The sequence below is a fragment of the Chryseobacterium luquanense genome (assembly GCF_026460945.1).
Lineage (GTDB): Bacteria > Bacteroidota > Bacteroidia > Flavobacteriales > Weeksellaceae > Chryseobacterium > Chryseobacterium luquanense.
In genome coordinates, this window is sequence record NZ_JAOVZV010000008.1 from 18097 (window position 1) to 36613 (window position 18517).

General features: G+C 31.3%; 18 protein-coding genes. 14 read left to right on the forward strand and 4 right to left on the reverse strand.

The window, feature by feature from the left end; all coding sequences use genetic code 11:
* Positions 1–67: 67 nt before the first annotated feature.
* The 5 genes from OEA66_RS08270 (at position 68) to OEA66_RS08290 (ending at position 2219) form a co-directional block, all read left to right on the forward strand.
* On the forward strand, positions 68–472 hold the full coding sequence (locus tag OEA66_RS08270; protein ID WP_267280924.1) for a hypothetical protein: 405 nt from the start codon (positions 68–70) through the stop codon (positions 470–472).
* Positions 473–571: 99 nt separating this feature from the next.
* Entirely contained in the window at positions 572–1084 is a 513-nt protein-coding gene (locus tag OEA66_RS08275) for a DUF421 domain-containing protein (protein ID WP_267280925.1), read from the forward strand.
* A 1-nt stretch (position 1085) separates the two neighbouring features.
* A complete protein-coding gene (locus OEA66_RS08280) occupies positions 1086–1580 on the forward strand; it encodes a GNAT family N-acetyltransferase (RefSeq protein WP_267280926.1) in 495 nt (164 codons plus the stop codon).
* A gap of 62 nt (positions 1581–1642) precedes the next feature.
* The gene (locus OEA66_RS08285) at positions 1643–1795 is read left to right on the forward strand and encodes a hypothetical protein (RefSeq protein ID WP_267280927.1); all 153 of its coding nucleotides are present in this window, start codon (positions 1643–1645) and stop codon (positions 1793–1795) included.
* 145 nt (positions 1796–1940) lie between these two features.
* Positions 1941–2219, forward strand: coding sequence for a hypothetical protein (locus tag OEA66_RS08290; RefSeq protein ID WP_267280928.1), 279 nt, complete (start codon positions 1941–1943; stop codon positions 2217–2219).
* A gap of 63 nt (positions 2220–2282) precedes the next feature.
* Here the strand turns inward: OEA66_RS08290 and OEA66_RS08295 are convergent, their stop codons facing one another.
* A complete protein-coding gene (locus OEA66_RS08295; RefSeq protein WP_267280929.1) occupies positions 2283–2597 on the reverse strand; it encodes a DUF4286 family protein in 315 nt (104 codons plus the stop codon).
* A gap of 148 nt (positions 2598–2745) precedes the next feature.
* On the opposite strand from OEA66_RS08295, the gene gyrA reads away from it, so the two are divergent.
* Together gyrA and OEA66_RS08305 are read left to right on the forward strand one after the other, a co-directional pair.
* Positions 2746–5337 carry a DNA gyrase subunit A gene (gene gyrA / locus OEA66_RS08300; protein ID WP_267280930.1) on the forward strand — a complete coding sequence of 864 codons (2592 nt, stop codon included), beginning with the start codon at positions 2746–2748 and terminating at the stop codon, positions 5335–5337.
* Between the two features lie 25 nt (positions 5338–5362).
* Positions 5363–6418, forward strand: a complete 1056-nt coding sequence (locus tag OEA66_RS08305) for a tetratricopeptide repeat protein (RefSeq protein ID WP_267280931.1) — start codon at positions 5363–5365, stop codon at positions 6416–6418.
* A 73-nt stretch (positions 6419–6491) separates the two neighbouring features.
* Here the strand turns inward: OEA66_RS08305 and OEA66_RS08310 are convergent, their stop codons facing one another.
* On the reverse strand, positions 6492–7148 hold the full coding sequence (locus tag OEA66_RS08310; RefSeq protein ID WP_267280932.1) for an NAD(P)H-binding protein: 657 nt from the start codon (positions 7146–7148) through the stop codon (positions 6492–6494).
* 267 nt (positions 7149–7415) lie between these two features.
* On the opposite strand from OEA66_RS08310, the gene OEA66_RS08315 reads away from it, so the two are divergent.
* The 4 genes from OEA66_RS08315 (at position 7416) to OEA66_RS08330 (ending at position 11851) form a co-directional block, all read left to right on the forward strand.
* A complete protein-coding gene (locus OEA66_RS08315) occupies positions 7416–7769 on the forward strand; it encodes an MmcQ/YjbR family DNA-binding protein (protein WP_267280933.1) in 354 nt (117 codons plus the stop codon).
* 252 nt (positions 7770–8021) lie between these two features.
* Entirely contained in the window at positions 8022–8348 is a 327-nt protein-coding gene (locus OEA66_RS08320) for a hypothetical protein (RefSeq protein WP_267280934.1), read from the forward strand.
* A gap of 24 nt (positions 8349–8372) precedes the next feature.
* Complete coding sequence (locus tag OEA66_RS08325; protein ID WP_267280935.1) at positions 8373–9128, forward strand: GLPGLI family protein; 756 nt, start codon at positions 8373–8375, stop codon at positions 9126–9128.
* A gap of 71 nt (positions 9129–9199) precedes the next feature.
* Positions 9200–11851: a carboxypeptidase-like regulatory domain-containing protein gene (locus tag OEA66_RS08330; RefSeq protein WP_267280936.1), complete on the forward strand. Its 2652-nt coding sequence runs from the start codon at positions 9200–9202 to the stop codon at positions 11849–11851.
* Here the strand turns inward: OEA66_RS08330 and OEA66_RS08335 are convergent.
* Positions 11848–12768 carry a bifunctional riboflavin kinase/FAD synthetase gene (locus OEA66_RS08335; RefSeq protein WP_267280937.1) on the reverse strand — a complete coding sequence of 307 codons (921 nt, stop codon included), beginning with the start codon at positions 12766–12768 and terminating at the stop codon, positions 11848–11850. The genes OEA66_RS08330 and OEA66_RS08335 overlap by 4 nt on opposite strands.
* 304 nt (positions 12769–13072) lie before the next feature.
* On the opposite strand from OEA66_RS08335, the gene atpD reads away from it, so the two are divergent.
* The 3 genes from atpD (at position 13073) to OEA66_RS08350 (ending at position 15868) form a co-directional block, all read left to right on the forward strand.
* A complete protein-coding gene (gene atpD, locus OEA66_RS08340) occupies positions 13073–14581 on the forward strand; it encodes a F0F1 ATP synthase subunit beta (protein ID WP_267280938.1) in 1509 nt (502 codons plus the stop codon).
* 90 nt (positions 14582–14671) lie between these two features.
* Complete coding sequence (locus OEA66_RS08345) at positions 14672–14956, forward strand: FoF1 ATP synthase subunit delta/epsilon (protein ID WP_267264776.1); 285 nt, start codon at positions 14672–14674, stop codon at positions 14954–14956.
* An 81-nt stretch (positions 14957–15037) separates the two neighbouring features.
* A complete protein-coding gene (locus OEA66_RS08350; RefSeq protein WP_267280939.1) occupies positions 15038–15868 on the forward strand; it encodes a hypothetical protein in 831 nt (276 codons plus the stop codon).
* A 225-nt stretch (positions 15869–16093) separates the two neighbouring features.
* Here OEA66_RS08350 and OEA66_RS08355 read toward each other — a convergent pair whose 3' ends face one another.
* Complete coding sequence (locus OEA66_RS08355) at positions 16094–18289, reverse strand: B12-binding domain-containing radical SAM protein (protein WP_267280940.1); 2196 nt, start codon at positions 18287–18289, stop codon at positions 16094–16096.
* Positions 18290–18517 lie beyond the last annotated feature (228 nt).

Here is an 18517-nt window from a genome sequence, read left to right on the forward strand (position 1 = left end):
TGGAGGTGAAAACTTAAATGAGTGGTGATAACATATGACAATAAAAAAACAAAAAAAAAATCTACATATGAAAAATAAAATCCAAATATTCGTTGCTTCTCTTTTCGCATTAGGATTAACTGTAATTGCAGGAAATGTAAAAGCCCAAACTACTTCTGGTAGTCCGATTCAGGAAGTTCAGTTAAATAAAAATGATGCTTTTAGTGAGATTAGAAATCTTTTAATGGCTAATTTTGATTTTACCAATTCAGATTATAAACAAGGAGTTGTAAACTCTGAAGTGAAATTTGATATTGCTGAAAACGGTAAAATCGTAAATGTTCGTTCAAAAGGAGACTGCAAAAATGTAAGTAAAGAAATCGAAAATGTATTATCTCATCTTATGTATAAAATCGACGCAAACAAACTTAATGAAAATATGTTGGCTTCATCTTTTGTAATGCCTGTGAGAGTAGACATCAACAACAGATAATTCAGTAAAAACAAACTATATAATTTCCTTTAAACTGCTTGAAAGAGCAGTTTTTTTATTTGTACTAATTGGTTACATTTGATCTAAATATTACAAACCGTGAATCCTATTTTAGATGTCGTTCTTCGCTCTGTATGCGTTTATCTATTTATGATGATTGCGATTCGGTTGTTTGGGAAAAACCAGCTTTCACAGCTTAATGCAGGAGATGTTGTGTTGCTACTTTTAATCTCAAATGCAGTACAAAATGCAATGGTCGGACAAAACAGTTCCTTAGAAGGCGGGATTATTGCTGCTTTGGTACTTTTTATTGCCAATTTTATTGTGAAAAGATTAATGTTTTCCAACCGTAGTTTTGCTAGTTTGATGGAAGCAGATCCTGTAATTTTAGTGAAAGACGGTGTAGAAGATTCTGTTGCGCTGAGAAAAGTCAAAATTAGTTTTGATGAACTGAATGAAGCAATCCGGGAACATGGTGTGGAGACAATGGAAAATGTAAAACTCGCTATTTTGGAAGTCGACGGAAACATCAGTGTGATTTCTCAGGATAAAACAGATAAGCAGACTCATTATTCCAGAATCAAAAGAAAAAATAAAAGAAAATACCATTAAAATGAACTACGAAATAAGAGAAATGCTTCCTCACGACGATATAAAAGTGTTAGAAATTCTTAAACAGGGAATCGACAGCGGAATGGCAACCCTTGAAACAGAATTACCGAGTGCTGAAGCATGGAATACCGCTTATTACAACGATTGCAGATGGGTTTTAGAAAATGAAGCTAGTGAAGTGGTTGGTTGGTGTGCTTTAAAAACAATAAGTAAAAAAGATTATTTTAAAGGTGTTGCTGAGGTAAGTATTTATTTGGATGATAATTACATTGGGAAAGGTTTAGGTACAATGCTCTTGAAAAAGCTGATTGTAGACAGTGAAAACCACGGATTTTGGACTTTGCAATCCAATATTTTTTCGGAAAACGAAGCGTCTATCAGATTTCATCAGAAAAATGGTTTCAAAATTATTGGGAAGAGAGAGAAGGTTGCTCAACTTCACGGTCAATGGAAAGATCTTATTTTTATGGAGAGAAGAAGTGAAAACGTATTTTAAACTTTAAGCCGACTTGGCATTTTGATTGTATCATTTATTTCATCACTTTAAAATTTATTATTATGAAATTAATTAAAAATACAGTTGCAGCCTTCATTTTAGCAGGAATGTTTTCATCATGTCTTCCGCATCCAAGCCAAAGACCAATGCCGCCTGGTCACGATAAGAAAGTTGAAAAATTAAAAGAAAGTCATCCGAGAAACAGAAATAGATAAAGATAATTCTATTATTTTTAAATTATTAGTTTTAATTATTCTGAAAAGTAATTAAATTATCTTAAATAGTATTAAAAAATCAATGATAAAGAATTATTGGCATTAGTATTGATAATTTTTTTCCGATAATTTGAAATTGATTTTTATGAAAGTACTCACTAAAGTAGTTGGATTGTTGTTTATCGTTTTTGCGGTTACATTTTTTCAGGCGGAACCATTACAAAAACGTCATCACGGTCCACACAAGAAGCATTATCGTGGTCATTATAAGCCAAAGTATAAAAAAGTTGCTTATTATCGAAATGGGCCAAAATATTATCACAAAAAACATTATTACAGACCTGCAAGACCTTACAAACACTATTCTCACAAGAGACATCCACGTGTTTATCAGAGTAGACCTGTAGTTATCGTAAACTTATAAAATCAAAAGCTGCCTAATAATTTTAGACAGCTTTTTATTATTTGGATGAAGATTTTATTAAAATTAAATTTTCTTTTTCTTAGGATTTAAAGAAGTATTGAAAACCATAACGTTTTGCCCGAATTTTGTTTCAATTCTATCGGTAATATTTAATAATTCACTCTCCATAAAATCTGTTCGTTTTTCTTCATCTTCAAAAATTAACAAGAGATTGTAATTTTTCCCTTCGTCTATGAAATCGCTGTGAACTTCAGATAAGATATATTTATCAACATCCAGAAGGTTTTCGGTCATTAAAACTAAAGTTTCATCTACATATTTTTCCCATTCTTCCAGACTGTTATTTACACAGTGAAAAGTTATACTTAATACACTCATATTTTAATATTTTTTAAGATATTTTGCTTCAATTCTCAGGCAAAAATCGGCAAAAATTTTGTAACTTAGCCCGTTATTAATAATACAAAATAAATAGTTTTCAGGCTTGTTTTTAAAAGTCTGATTATCATTACAATAAAACTTATATATGCAAAAAGAAGGAGAAAGATTAATTCCTATCAACATTGTTGATGAAATGAAATCATCTTACATCGATTACTCGATGTCGGTAATTGTTTCAAGAGCATTACCGGACGTAAGAGATGGCCTTAAACCTGTACACCGAAGAGTGTTGTATGGTATGTATGGTTTAGGGGTTTTCTCAAACAGAAAATATTTGAAGTCGGCAAGAATTGTTGGGGATGTTTTAGGTAAATATCACCCACATGGAGATTCTTCAGTGTACGATGCTATGGTAAGAATGGCGCAACCTTGGAGTTTGCGTTATCCACAAGTTGACGGACAGGGTAACTTCGGTTCAATGGATGGTGATCCACCTGCAGCAATGCGTTACACCGAGGCAAGACTTAAAAAAGTTTCAGATGAAATTTTATCAGACCTTGATAAAGATACTGTTGATTTCCAGAATAACTTCGATGACAGTTTGACGGAACCAACCGTAATGCCTACAAAAATTCCGAATCTTTTGGTAAACGGTACTTCAGGTATCGCAGTAGGTATGGCAACAAACATGGCGCCACACAATCTTTCTGAAGCAGTAGACGCAATTACTGCATATATTGATAACAAAGAAATTACCATCGACGAATTGATGCAGCACATCGTTGCTCCGGATTTTCCAACAGGTGGTATTATATATGGTTATGACGGTGTAAGAGATGCTTTCCACACAGGAAGAGGCAGAGTAATTCTTAGAGCTAAAGTAGGTTTTGAAGAAGTTCATAACAGAAATGCAATTATCGTAACTGAAATTCCTTACCAGGTTAACAAAGCTGAGATGATTGCCAGAACAGCTGAATTGGTAAAAGACGAAAAAATTCTTGGAATCTACGAAATCAGAGATGAGTCGGATAGAAACGGGATGCGTATCGTTTATGAATTGAAAAATGATGCAATTCCGAATGTTGTTCTGAATATGTTGTATAAATATACTTCACTACAAACTTCTTTCAGTGTAAACAATATCGCTTTGGTACATGGAAGACCGGAACAGTTGAATCTTAAGGATATTATTCATCATTTTGTTGAGCACAGACACGTTGTAATCGTAAGAAGAACTGAGTACGAGCTTAAAAAAGCGAAAGAAAGAGCTCATATTCTTGAAGGTTTCATGAAAGTGATCGGAACTCAGGATTCTTTAGATAAAGCGATTTCGATTATTCGTCACAGTTCAAATCCTCAAGCTGCAAAAGAAGGCTTAATTAACGAATTCGAACTTTCAGAAATTCAGGCTCAGGCAATCTTAGATCTTCGTTTGGCTCGTCTTACAGGAATGGAGCTTGATAAGATTCGTGATGAGTATGATGCTATTATGAAAGAAATTAAAGATTTAGAGGACATTTTGGCAAATGAACCAAGAAGATTCCAAATCATTAAAGATGAATTACTTGAAGTAAAAGAAAAATACGGTGACGAAAGAAGAACTGAAATCGATTATTCAGGAGGTGAAATGTCTATTGAAGATATTATTCCGAACGAATCTGTAGTTCTTACGATTTCTCACGCAGGTTATGTGAAGAGAACGTTGCTTTCAGAATACAAAATTCAAAGTAGAGGTGGTGTAGGAAATAAAGCGGCTACAACAAGAGACTCTGATTTCTTGGAGTACATTGTTTCTGCGACAAATCACCAATATATGTTGTTCTTTACCGAAAAAGGTAAATGTTATTGGTTAAGAGTATTCGAAATTCCTGAAGGTTCGAAAACGGCTAAAGGAAGAGCGGTACAAAACTTAATCAACATCGAGCCGGACGATAAGATTAAAGCATATATCAGAACCAATGATTTGAAAGATGTAGATTACATCAACCAAATGAGCGTTGTGATGATTACTAAAAACGGTACCATCAAAAAAACTTCATTAGAAGCATATTCAAGACCAAGAGTAAATGGTATCAACGCAATTGAAATCAGAGAAAATGACCAATTATTAAGTGCTTATCTTACCAATGGTGAATCTCAGATTATGATTGCTACTAAAAATGGTAAATGTATTCGTTTCCCTGAAGAAAAGGTAAGAGAAGTGGGTAGAGGTTCAATCGGAGTTCGTGGTATCACGATGGAAGAGAACGATGAGGTTATTGGTATGATTGTTGTCAACGATCTGGAAAATGATACCGTTCTTGTAGTTTCTGAGAAAGGTTATGGTAAGAGAACAGCAGTTGAAGATTACAGAATTACCAACAGAGGTGGAAAAGGGGTTATCACTTTAAATATCACTGAAAAAACAGGTAATCTAATTGCAATTCAGAATGTAACTGATGAAGATGGATTGATGATTATCAATAAATCGGGAGTTGCTATCAGAATGAATATGGATGAAATGCGTGTAATGGGTAGAAATACTCAAGGTGTGCGTATGATCAATCTTAAAAAGAATGATGAGATTGCAGCCATCGCAAAAGTTGAAATGGATAAAGATGTAGAAGAAGAAATTCTTGAAGGAGAAGAATCTGAAGATAGTATTTCAACAGAAGAAAACACTTCGCCACAAACAGAAGGCAATTCAGAAAACGAAAATCCAGTTGATGAAACTGAAAATTCTAATTCAGAAGAATAATATAAATTTAAAATAAATTTCACCTATGAAAAAGCTAATTTTAGGTATAGCAATTATAGCTTCAACTTTTGCTTTAGCACAAAAGAAGGAGAAAAAAGATCCAGCTGCTTTAAATACTGAAATTCAAGCTGTTAATAAAACAGCTATGGATGCATATAATGCAAAAAATTATACAGTTGCAGCTCCAAAATTCTTAGAACTTTATAATTTGTTGAAAGACAATGGGCAAGAAGATAAGACCTATATGTATTATTCAGGGTTAAGTTATGCATTAGCAAATAATCTTGACGAGTCTATAAAAATTTATACAGAACTTGTTAATTCAGGATATACAGGTGTTCAAACTACTTATACGGCTAAAGATAACAAAACTGGTCAGGTTTCAGGTTATGATAAAGCTACTTGGGATCTCCTAAAAAAAACTTCTTCTAAAGATTATTCAGATTTTAAAGCTGAGCAATCTAAAAGTGTAGAACCAGATTTATATGAAACTTTGTCAACTTTGCTTCTAAATGCTAAGAAAAATGATGAAGCTTTAGCGATTATTGAAAAAGGATTAGCAAAATATCCAAACAATGCTAAACTTAAAGAATATCAGGGAAGTGCTCTTTATGCATCTGGAAAAACAGATTTGTTTATGAACAATCTTAAGGATCAATTAGCTAAAAATCCAACGGATGCTACTAATTGGTATAATTTAGGTGTTTTGCAGTCAAAAAACCCAGCGACAGTGAATGATGCAATTGCTTCATTTACAAAAGCTTTGGAGTTGAATCCTAAAATGTCTAATGCTCACCAGAATTTAGTGTATGCTGCAATTGGTGATGATGCTAAAGCTGTAGAAGAAATCAACGGAATTAGAAAATCAAATCCAGATAAAGCGACAGAATTAATTGAAGCTCGTAAAGAAAGATTCGCTAAAGCTTTACCTTATGCAGAAAAATGGTATCAGGTAGAACCAAATAATATTGATGCAGTACAAATATTGAAAGATGTTTATGCGATGCTTAAAAATCAGCCTAAAGTTGCTGAAATGAAAGCTAAAGAAGCTGCTCTTCAAGCTACTGCGCCAGCAAAATAATTAAAATAAATCTTTTTATTAGATATAAAAAAATCCGTTTCTATTTTAGAGACGGATTTTTTAGTTAGAGACTTTAATCATTGGTTTTCTCAGCAAAACAAAAAATATTTCCCAATTTTATACTTGAATATCCATTACTCTTAATTTTAGAAGAATTAATCATTGCTTTTGCTAAAACATCTGTAGGTAAAGGTTTCTGGCTTTCAAAAAGCCCGAGTGTATTTGCAAATTTTATTATTCTGCTTCCTAAAACTTCTCCGGTTCTTTCCGAATCTTTTCTTTCAAGCATTCCTGGTTTAAAAATAGTTATTTTGTTGAAATGTAACTTTTTTACGGCTTCTTCCAATTCACCTTTCATTTTAGAATAAAATATTTTAGATTTAGGATTTGAACCATAAGCAGAAACTAAAATATAATCATCCACATTATTTTCTTTGGCAGCTTTTGCAAATTCATACTGGTAATCGAAATCAACTTTTCGTTGAGCTTCCTTACTTCCAGCATCTTTTAAAGTTGTTCCAAGGCAAGAAAACGCCACATCACCTTTTACAGAATCTTTCCATTCATCCGGTTTTTCAAAATTTACAACATGTATTTTTAATTTATCATTTTGAATATCAATATTCTTTCTTACAAAAATATTCACTTCTTCAAAATCTTTATCATTCAGCAATTGATTTACTAAATCTTTTCCTGTAGCACCTGTAGCGCCTATTACGAGAGCTTTCATAATAATGTGGTTTGTATGATGGTATTTTCTTTCTTAAATTTACTAAATTTGAGAGAATTATTAAGATAAAAGATAAAAGATAAAAGATAAAAGATAAAAGATAAAAGATAAAAGATAAAAGATAAAAGATAAAAGATAAAAGATAAAAGATAAAAGATAAAAGATAAAAGATAAAAGATAAAAGATATTCTAAATAAATCTTAGATCAATTATAATTTATCACCTGTTAATTATTTCTCATTACCTATTGCTTATTACTCATACTAAATGGATGCCAACGAAATTTTAGATTATTGCCTTTCAAAAAAAGGAGTGACAGAGACTTTTCCTTTTGATCAGGAAACATTGGTGATGAAAGTAGGAACAAAAATGTTTTTACTCATGTCTTTAGAAAAACAACCTTTAACGATTGCAGTAAAGAATGATCCGGAATGGAGTTTAGAGCTTCGTGAACAGCACCCACAAATTACAGGAGCATTTCACATGAATAAAACGCATTGGAATTCTGTTTCTTTAGATGGTTTAAGAAGAGATTTAATTTTGAAAATGATTGACCAGTCGTATGATTTGGTTTTTAAATCTTTGACGAAGAAAGCAAAGGAGGAAATATTGAGTTCATAAATAAATTACTTTTTATTAAAAATAGTAACAAAAACAATTCTAGTAAAAAATATAATTTATTTTAATTAAGTGAATTAAAAACATTTATAAAATACCATCAATAAGCTATTTAACATAAAAAATTTTTCTAAAAAAAGTGATAATTAATATTGTGTACATGGGTTTTTTTATTTTTCTTTGAAGCGTTAAAACCAAATTGCGCAACAAAGTTTAAACACAAATTTTAATTTTAACTTTTAAAAATTTATTACAATGAAAAAAATTATTTTGGGACTGTTTTTAACAGTTGGAGTTTCAGGTATTACCTTGGCAAATACAGCTGACGACTTAAAAGAAAAAAATGAAAAAAAATCAGAAGCTTCACAAAAAGCTAAGGGTGTTTGTGAATATACTACAGTAACCAGTTATGTAGATACGTGCGGATCACTTCAGGGAAGATCTTCTTCATGGCCAACTTGGCAGGAATGTCCTTCAGGTGTTCAAACCGGTACAAGAATTACGACTCCTGTAACGGTAGTGGTAGGTCCTGTAAAAAAGTGTGACTCTATTCAACCCACAGAACCTGTAACGGGAGGATAGTATAATCAATAATTATTATATAAAATGAATAAAAAAATTATTTTAATATTTATTTTTTTTATAAGTTTCATGTGCTTTTCACAATTAACTGTACAAAATTGTATAGAATATAAATTATTATGGCTAGGAGAAAATTATAAATCATTTTCTTTTTCGTCTGATAATAATAATCTCTCTTTGTTAACAGATAATATTGATTTTAAAGAAGGAGATTTAAACTACTTAGCGGATAAACAGCATCCAAAATTTCTAGTAAATTATAATAGAAATGAAGATACATTTTATCAAGAAAATGCATTTGTAGGAAAAAATGATAAATTAAAATATAAATTGGCGATTGATAAAATCAAGCCAATTAACTGGGCTATAACAAAAGAGGTCAAAAATATTTTGGGGTATAATTGCCATAAAGCCACTGCAGAAATTAGAGGTAGAAAATGGGAAGTTTGGTTCACTTCAGAAATTCCAAACCCAATTTTTCCTTGGAAATTGAAAGATACACCGGGTGCTATTTTAGAAGCTTATGATTCTGAAAAAAACTTTTATTTTAATGCAACTAAAATTTCACTGAACAAAAATTATGTATTACCTAAAAAGTTAGAATCATACTTTATAAATGAAAATAATTCAGAAACTGTTTCTTATTTAGATGCTTTTGATGCCGATACAGAACAACTTAAAGAATGGCAAAGTCAGCAAATAGCAAATATGAACCAAAGTATACCACATGGTCAAATACCTTCTCCAAGATCAGCTAGTTTCGAACTTAGTATTGAATAAATATTCAAATAATTATTGTTTACTTTATAATTATTAAATTTTTTTGGTTGCAAAGCTTGTAAACAGACTTAATGAAATTATTATGCTTACTCTTTTTCATATTGTTTTTAAAAATCTCTGCCCAAACGGAGGTGAAAGGAGTAATATGGTCAGAAAATGAGCAACCAGTTTCAAGAGCCAATGTGATTCTTACTGATTCACAGGATAACATTATAACTTTCGTCTTTAGCAATAAAGACGGAAGTTTTTTATTAAATACAGACAGATTCGGGAATTTTAATTTGCAGATTTCTGCGATGGGCTACATTTCTAAGAAATTTCCTATTTCTATTATTAAAAAAGGTGAAAGTAAAGATTTTAAAACAATCAATCTTGAGACGGATAAAATAAAAGAAATAAAAGAAGTGGTTATTAGCAGAACATCGACAATCAAAATTAAGAAAGATACGATAGAATATTCTGCTAAAAATTTTTCTAATGGAACTGAGCAAAATGTAGAAGACCTCTTAAAAAAACTTCCGGGAATTACTGTTCTTAGTGACGGTAAAATAAAATTTGGAAATAAAGAAGTTTCCAGAGTGATGATAGAAAATGATGATCTTTTTGAAAGAGGCTATCAGACACTTACTCAAAATATGCCCTCAAAACCTTTAGATAAAGTTCAGGTTCTTAAAAATTATTCTAAAAATAAACTCCTCAAAAATATTGAAGATTCAGAAAGTATTGCCCTTAATCTTACTTTAAAAGAAGATGCCAAAGGTAAATGGTTTGGTAATGTAATACTTGCTTCTACAAGTTATAAAGAAGATATGAGGCAGGGAAAGCTTAATGTGATGAATTTTACCAAAAGAAGGAAAGCTTATCTTTTATTTAATGCTAATAATTTAGGCTTGAATGAAATGAATGGTGTAGAATATCTTATAAATCCGAGTTCAGAAAATGATGTGGAAAATGTAGGAACCAATATTAATACGCTCTATACAATAAACCTTCATCAGAAAAATGTCCAATTTAATGATAAGCGCACAAATTTTAATAATGATAGGTTGGCTTCTTTCAACTATATCTACAATTTTAAAACCGATTGGAAGCTGAAATTGGTGACTATTTTCAACGAAACTGAAAATAGAAATTATATCAATTCATATTACAAATTCAATTTTGATGGTTTGGATTTCATTAATAATGAAGACAAAACATGGAAACAGAATAACCGAAATATTGTTGGTAAATTAGAATTATCGAAAGATTTTAAAAATAATTCTAATATTCAGTTTTATAATAAAATTTCATCCTTGAATGAAAATAACAACAATATTTTTTTATTTAACGAACAGATAAATAACCAAATTGGAAAGAATGAACTTTTTGCTAACGAAAACAGGCTGACCTTTACCAAAAAGATCGATTCTTCTAAAGCTTTGGTTGCGGTAGCAAGATATATTTTTCAAAACAGACCCTACGACTTTACCGATGAAAATGATGTGTTTTCTCACATTTTGAATAATCCTGAAGCTCAAAAAGTAAATCAAATGATCGAGTCTAAAATGAATTTTGGAGGTTTGAAATTTTCATATCTAAAAAAATATGCTGAAGAAAACAGTTTGGAATTGCAGTTAGGAAACGAATTCAGAAAAGATTATCTAAACTCAAATCTTGAAGTTTTCAATTTGAACAATGAAGTTGTAAACTTTAATCGATCAGGTTTTATTAATAATACAGATTATCTGCAGAATACTGCTTTCGGACAAATAAAGTATGGTAAAAAAAGTAAAAAATGGAGTTATGGTTTTACTGTATTAAACCAAATGATACATTCTGATTTAAATCAAAATAAACAAGACGGGTTTTATATTTCTCCTTCTGCAAATATTGGATATCAAAACAGAAAAATAGGAAATTTCAATTTGAATGCGGGAAGAAAATTTTCTACGGTCAGCATCAACGATGTTTATACTAATTATATCTATCAGGGAAACAGAAACTTTAAGCAGAACAATATAGGTTTTGCTGTTTTACCAGATTATAATTTAGGGTTTAGTTACAATGTTGGAGAGCAAATGTCTCAATATCTTAATTTTAATATTAATTTTTTAAGAAGTGAAGATTATCTGTCAAATAATATGATTGTAAATCCAAATTATACTTTCAATCAAACTATTTTGGTGAAAAATAATAGCAATTTTTCTTCAAATTTAGAATTAAGAAAATATTTAAAGTTTATAAAATCAAGACTAAGTATTTTAGGTTCTTATATGTTATCAGATTATGAAAACAGTGTTAATAATCAACCTTTAATAAAAACAAAGTTTACAAATTTTAAAACTGGATTTGAAATGAAATCAGGCTGGACAAAATTTATCAATTACGAATTGGGTTATGAATGGGCATTCAATACTATTTCTTCTGAAGTGAATTCCAACGATTATTTGGATCAAAAAGGTTTTGCTAATTTATATTTTATAATAGGTGCACAATTTAGAATAGAATCATATGTAAAATACTATAAATTTGGAAATACAGATCAGAAAACGACTCAGTTTTGGGATATTAAAGCAAATTATACTTCAAAAAAATATAATATGAGTGTTTTTGTTCAAGGAAATAATCTTTTAAATTCGAATAGTATTCAAAGATATTCGATATCTAATATTAGTGAGAGTTTGTACACTCAAAGATTAATTCCGCGCCATATTGTTTTGGGAATTAATAAAAATTTTTAAAATTCGAAAGCTTCCGTCAATCTTTTATCTTCATCCAATCTTTCAATCAATTTTTCAAGACCTTCAAATTTTATTTCCTCATGCAGGAAATCTCTGAACTTTACAGTAATATTTTCGTCATAAATATCTCCAGCAAAATCAAGAATATAAACTTCAACGGTTAGTTTTTCCCCATTTACAGTTGGGTTGGTTCCAACGCTCAACATTCCCTTATATTGCTGATCTTTTATAAAAACTTCAACAATATAAGCTCCTTTTTTAGGAAGTAATTTTATGCTTTCAGTTTCGATATTGGCAGTTGGATAACCAATCGTTCTACCCAATTTTTTCCCATGAACAACAGTTCCCGAAATAGAGTAGGAGTAACCCAACATTTCATTAGCTTCTAAAATATTTCCACTCAACAAAGCATTTCTGATTTTTGTTGAACTGATATTATTTTCGTGAATGTTTATGGCTTCCATTTGTTCGACTTCAAAATCTAATTCCTTTGAAAGTTTTTGAAGCAATTCAAAATTTCCACTTTTATTTTTTCCGAAAGAATGATCGTAGCCGATAATTAAATATTTTACATTCAATTTTTCAACTAAAATCTGCCTTACAAATTCTTCTCCCGTAAGATTTCGAAATTCTTCATCAAATTCTTTAAGAAATAAATTATTGATGCCATATTTTTCCATCAATAAAGTTTTTTCGTCCAATGTATTCAGAAGTTTTAAATCTTCATTAGGATTAAAAACAAATCTTGGATGTGGCCAGAAAGTAAGAACTGCAGTTTCCATATTATTATCGATACCCACTTTTTTAAGCTCATCAATAATGCATTTATGACCAAGATGAACTCCGTCAAACATTCCTAAAGATAAGGCTAAAGGCTTTTGAGAAGGATAATCGCTGAAATTTCTGAAAACTTTCAATATGGAAAAATTTTGACTGCAAATATAAGTATAATGTGTCAATGTAACAATTTAGCAGTCTAACAATATATTGAAACGATATCATAGCCATTTAAAATGCAACAATCCGGCAAGATTCCAAAGATGTGATGTATAGTTGTATAATTATTTTTGATAGTTGTTGGTAGTTGGTAAACTTTTATAGTATTAAATTGTTACATTTTACCAATTTGTAAATTGGTAAAAAAGCATGATAAAAATCTTTTTTTTAGCAATTGCAGGTTTGTGAAGAATCATTATATTTGCACCAAGAAAAAATTTAGCAATGGCAAACCAAATTAAAGGAAAAATTTCTCAAATTATTGGTCCTGTAATCGACGTAGTTTTTAATAATGTAGAGGCTATACCAAGTATCTACGATGCTTTGGAGATTACAAAAGAAAACGGTGAAAAAGTAGTATTAGAAGTAGAGCAGCATATCGGTCAAGATACAGTAAGATGTATCGCAATGGATGCAACTGATGGTCTTAAAAGAGGTCAGGATGTAATCGGATACGGAAATCCTATTATCATGCCAATCGGTGATGCAGTAAACGGAAGACTTTTCAACGTTGTTGGTGATGCTATCGATGGGCTTCAAAATATTTCTAAGGAAGGTGGTCTTCCAATTCACAGACCAGCTCCGAAATTTGATCAACTTTCAACTTCTGCAGAAGTTTTATTCACAGGTATTAAAGTAATCGACTTAGTTGAGCCTTACTCTAAAGGAGGTAAAATTGGATTGTTCGGTGGTGCAGGTGTAGGTAAAACGGTATTGATTCAGGAGTTGATTAACAATATTGCAAAAGGACACGGTGGTCTTTCTGTTTTTGCCGGTGTAGGTGAAAGAACGAGAGAAGGAAATGACCTTTTGAGAGAGATGCTAGAATCTGGAATTATCAAGTATGGTGATGAGTTTATGCACTCTATGGAAAACGGAGGTTGGGATCTTTCTAAAGTAGATTTAGAAGTAATGAAAGATTCTAAAGCTGCATTCGTTTTCGGACAGATGAACGAGCCACCTGGAGCAAGAGCAAGAGTAGCACTTTCTGGTCTTACTTTAGCTGAATATTACAGAGACGGTGGTGAAACAGGACAAGGTAGAGACGTACTTTTCTTTGTAGATAACATTTTCCGTTTTACACAAGCTGGTTCTGAAGTATCTGCACTTTTGGGTCGTATGCCTTCTGCGGTAGGTTACCAACCAACTTTGGCATCTGAAATGGGTGCAATGCAGGAAAGAATTACTTCAACTAAAAATGGTTCAATTACTTCAGTACAAGCGGTTTACGTACCTGCGGATGATTTAACTGACCCGGCTCCTGCAACTACCTTTGCTCACTTAGATGCTACAACAGTATTAGATAGAAAAATTGCTTCATTAGGTATTTACCCGGCTGTAGATCCATTGGCTTCTACGTCAAGAATCTTGGCTCCGGAAATTATCGGTGAAGAACATTATAACTGTGCTCAAAGAGTAAAAGAAATTCTTCAGAGATACAAAGCGCTTCAGGATATCATCGCTATCTTAGGTATGGAAGAACTTTCAGAAGAAGATAAATCTGTAGTTTACAGAGCTAGAAAAGTTCAGAGATTCTTGTCTCAGCCTTTCCATGTTGCAGAACAGTTTACAGGTATTCCTGGATCTTTAGTTGATATTAAAGATACCATCAAAGGATTTACAATGATTATGGATGGTGAATTGGATCACTTACCGGAAGCTGCTTTCAACTTGAAAGGAACTATCGAGGAAGCTATCGAAGCTGGAGAAAAAATGCTAGCCGACAACGCATAATAAATTAATTAGACACAAGATGTCAGATTCTAGACATGAGACTTTTATGTCTGAAATCTGAATTCTGAAATCTTTAAATCTAAATTAAAAATGAATATAAAAATTTTAACACCAGAATACGTAGTTTTTGAAGGAGAAGTAGATTCAGTATTGCTGCCGGGAAAAAATGGTGAATTTCACCTGATGAAAAACCACGCAGGAATTGTTTCTTCATTATCAGGTGGTAAAGTAAAGCTATTCGCAAAGTCTATTGACGAAGCTTATGCTAAAAATTTTACTAAAGAAAATGAAAATCAAACTGAAGTTTTTTCTTACACAATCAAAAGCGGTGTTGTAGAATTTAATAATGATAAAGGAATCATCCTTTGCGAATAATTAAATTGAGAAGCTAAATATATTTTCAAGAAAGTGTAACTTTGGTTACACTTTTTTTATGCTTTGTAAAAATTTGATTTTATGAAAAGAAATTTAATCATGTTCTTTACAGTTTTGGGCTTTATTCTAAATGCTCAACTTATTAAAACGAAAAGAGGCATTGTAAGCTTAGATGGAATTCACGTTGCGAAAATCACAAGCAAATCCGGAGAATATACTTTTATGGATTTGAAAGAAACCCCGATTTTTACGATGCAATTTGTTGATAAAAGTATTGTAGACTCAGTACGTGATAGTTATGTGAAATTAAATCGTGTCTACAACCGTGAAAAAACGCTGGATATGGATTATATTTCTCCTTCAGCATTTTCGGGCGATGAGAAATCTGCAGTTTACACTTGTATTAAGGCTTTGAAAATTATTGATGAAAGAGGAATCAATATCAAAAATTTGGATGAAGTTTTTAAAAATATGCCAAAAAGAAAACTCGATGCCAAGACGAAAGAAGCTTACACAATCCGAACAAAAATTGATAAACTCAATATTACCGTTAATAATGTGGGTGAAATTTTAAGTAATGGAGTTCCCGTTGGATATTTTACGAATTTACCGGTAAGTTTTGGTTCCGAAGATACGATTTCTGACAAAACTTTTGTTGATATTGAAATGTATGATGCTAAAAGTAAGTTAGTTGGAAAATATAGTACAACAACCAAAAGAATTACCACAGCCGGAGGAAAAGTTTTTACTTTATACAGAGAAATGTCGGGACGTGCTTCTATTTTAAAGTTTCCAACTTACAAAGCTCTAGCAGAAAGAATGGCAATTCTGGATCCAAATTTTATTAAAATTAAAGAAAAAGTAGAAGTTGGAGAAGTTGTAAAAGATGGAGTGGAAAAAGAAAAAAAATAAAATTTATAAAATCTTTAATTAAATAGAGCAGTACTTTAGCCTGAATAATTTAAATTCAATTGGCTTTTAATCAAATCACATAAATCCTGAAAGCAATGTCGGGATTTATTATTTTAGTTTGTCACTTCAGATGAAGCCAAATATTAATTTTTAAAATACTGATAACGAGATCTTATGGAGTAACGATTCGATATGTCTTTTATTTTAATAAGAAATATTCAAAATTTATAGCCTTAAAATAATTCCATTCTCTTTTAATTGTTGAATAGGTTTTGAAAACCAAAATAATTCAAAATCATCAAATTTTTCTTCAAAATTAAGCTTAAGTTTCTGAAGCGTAATACGTTTCGGGTTGTCAAAAGTATTTTCAGAAATAATTTTTATCAACCAACCTGCCTTTTCATGTTCCAATTCGACTTTTACAATATTTGTTCTTAAATGGAACGTAATTCTCGTGTACGCCCAAGAGTTTTGCTTTTTTGTTTTTATGTAATTCTCAGCGATTACGTTTTTAGCTAAAAATATTATTTTAGAATTGCCTTTAAAACTGAATTGGTCTTCATCCAAAAGACTGTCATGAATATAATCAGAATGAATAGTTGTTTTAGGAATTTTAAAATCAAACCAATCCTGCAACGGGATATCAAAATTAATTCCGTGCATGAAATTGAAAAGAGATTTTTTTAAACCGAAACTAAATTTACTGTGATCGATTCCTGTTTTATCTTTAAAGTCGATATCATTGTTGGCAAACTTTATTTCTTGTTTTAATGGAATCACTCCAAACTCTTCAGGATTTTGCCCAACCGGAGAATGTGCAGTCATCGCAAACTGATGCCAAAAACCACTTTGTAAAATTCCCATTTCAAAAAGCTGACGAACCATTTCCAAAGAATCCACTGTTTCTTGAATCGTCTGAGTTGGATAACCATACATTAAATAGGCATGAACCATAATTCCTGCTTCCGTAAAATTTCTTGTTACTCTGGCAACTTGATCTACAGAAACACCCTTATCAATTAATTTTAACAATCGGTTACTTGCAACTTCAAGTCCACCTGAAACCGCAACGCAACCTGAAAGTTTTAATAAAAAACATAAATCCTGAGTAAAGCTTTTTTCAAAACGAATATTGGTCCACCAGGTTACGACAAGATTTCTTCGTAAAATTTCCAGAGCAACTTCTCTCATTAAAGCTGGAGGAGCGGCTTCGTCTACAAAATGAAATCCGGTTTCGCCAGTTGTTTTAATTAATTCTTCCATTCTGTCAACCAAAATTTTGGCAGAAATGGGTTCGTAAATTTTAATGTAATCTAAAGAAATATCACAGAAAGTACATTTGCCCCAATAGCAACCATGCGCCATGGTGAGTTTATTCCATCGTCCGTCGCTCCATAAACTGTGCATAGGATTGGCAATTTCAATGACAGAAATATATTGATCTAGCTGCAAATCAGTATAATCGGGAGTTCCAATTTCAGATTGTTTATAATCGTGCTTGGTAGAATTATTTTTGTAGACAACTTTTTCATTTTCAAGTAAAAAAGTTCTTTTGAATTGTGATTCTTTACATTGCTCAGAATGACAAACATTTTCGTAAACCAATTCAAGAGGAACTTCACCATCATCTAAAGTAATGAAATCAAAAAACTCAAAAACTCTTTGATCTTTAATTTCTCTTAATTCGGTATTCGGAAAACCACCACCCATCGCAGTTTTGATGTGAGGATAATTTTCTTTTATAAATTTTGCTGACCGAAAAGCTGAATATAAATTTCCGGGAAACGGCACTGAAAAACAAATAAGTTTTGGCTGAACCATTTCCAGTTTTTCGCGAAGAATTTTTAAAGTGATGTTGTCAACAAAAGTTTGATCTGAATTTAATTTAGCATACAGTTCGTCAAAAGAATTGGCAGATTTTCCCAATCGCTCGGCATATCTACTGAAACCGAAATCAGAATCGATGTGTTCAACTATATAATCAGATAAATCTTCTAAATATAAAGTAGCCAGATGTTTAGCTTTGTCCTGTAAACCCATATTTCCGAAAGCAAATTCCATATCGTCGAGCTGATTGAAACGGGAAGCTTCGGGCAAAAAGTTCATCGAACAAATCTGTCTTGCTAAAGTAGGATTTCTATTCTGTAAAAAAAGAATAACCTGATCGATGGTTTTAATATATTCATCTCTTAAAGCAAAAATTCTCTGAGAGTTTTCTGAAGTATTTTTTAAGTCTATAGATTTTGCAAAAATCTTTTGGATACCTTCTTTTGAAAACAATTCCAAAATCACTTCAATCCCCAAATCGATCTGATAGCTTGATATATTTTTGGTATTTAGAAAACCTTTAATATATGCGGTCGCCGGATAAGGAGTGTTGAGTTGCGTGAAAGGTGGAGTAATAAGAAGAAGATCTTTCAAAAGTAATTTTTTGCAAATTTATGGGTTTAAATGGAAAAGGAAGAACATTTTTTTGAATGATTTGAAAAATTAAACATTAAGAAAGTTTAAATGGTAAGAATAATTAAGTAAATATCTAAAGATATTATTAAGCAGACCGCTTCATTCAAATTTATTTGAATCTTAATAAACTTAATTTTTTCATTTTCTTGATATTTTAAAATTTAAACAAAAAACCGCTAGGAAATT

Bases quoted from the DNA above. Each gene is read 5' to 3' on its own strand.
- OEA66_RS08310 (WP_267280932.1), bottom strand. From the start codon at position 7,148: ATGAAAGCTCTCGTAATAGGCGCTACAGGTGCTACAGGAAAAGATTTA.
- OEA66_RS08345 (WP_267264776.1), top strand. From the start codon at position 14,672: ATGAATATAAAAATTTTAACACCAGAATACGTAGTTTTTGAAGGAGAA.
- OEA66_RS08330 (WP_267280936.1), top strand. From the start codon at position 9,200: ATGAAATTATTATGCTTACTCTTTTTCATATTGTTTTTAAAAATCTCT.
- atpD (WP_267280938.1), top strand. From the start codon at position 13,073: ATGGCAAACCAAATTAAAGGAAAAATTTCTCAAATTATTGGTCCTGTA.
- OEA66_RS08290 (WP_267280928.1), top strand. From the start codon at position 1,941: ATGAAAGTACTCACTAAAGTAGTTGGATTGTTGTTTATCGTTTTTGCG.
- OEA66_RS08350 (WP_267280939.1), top strand. From the start codon at position 15,038: ATGAAAAGAAATTTAATCATGTTCTTTACAGTTTTGGGCTTTATTCTA.
- OEA66_RS08320 (WP_267280934.1), top strand. From the start codon at position 8,022: ATGAAAAAAATTATTTTGGGACTGTTTTTAACAGTTGGAGTTTCAGGT.
- OEA66_RS08280 (WP_267280926.1), top strand. From the start codon at position 1,086: ATGAACTACGAAATAAGAGAAATGCTTCCTCACGACGATATAAAAGTG.
- OEA66_RS08295 (WP_267280929.1), bottom strand. From the start codon at position 2,597: ATGAGTGTATTAAGTATAACTTTTCACTGTGTAAATAACAGTCTGGAA.
- OEA66_RS08305 (WP_267280931.1), top strand. From the start codon at position 5,363: ATGAAAAAGCTAATTTTAGGTATAGCAATTATAGCTTCAACTTTTGCT.
- OEA66_RS08270 (WP_267280924.1), top strand. From the start codon at position 68: ATGAAAAATAAAATCCAAATATTCGTTGCTTCTCTTTTCGCATTAGGA.
- OEA66_RS08325 (WP_267280935.1), top strand. From the start codon at position 8,373: ATGAATAAAAAAATTATTTTAATATTTATTTTTTTTATAAGTTTCATG.
- OEA66_RS08285 (WP_267280927.1), top strand. From the start codon at position 1,643: ATGAAATTAATTAAAAATACAGTTGCAGCCTTCATTTTAGCAGGAATG.
- gyrA (WP_267280930.1), top strand. From the start codon at position 2,746: ATGCAAAAAGAAGGAGAAAGATTAATTCCTATCAACATTGTTGATGAA.
- OEA66_RS08315 (WP_267280933.1), top strand. From the start codon at position 7,416: ATGGATGCCAACGAAATTTTAGATTATTGCCTTTCAAAAAAAGGAGTG.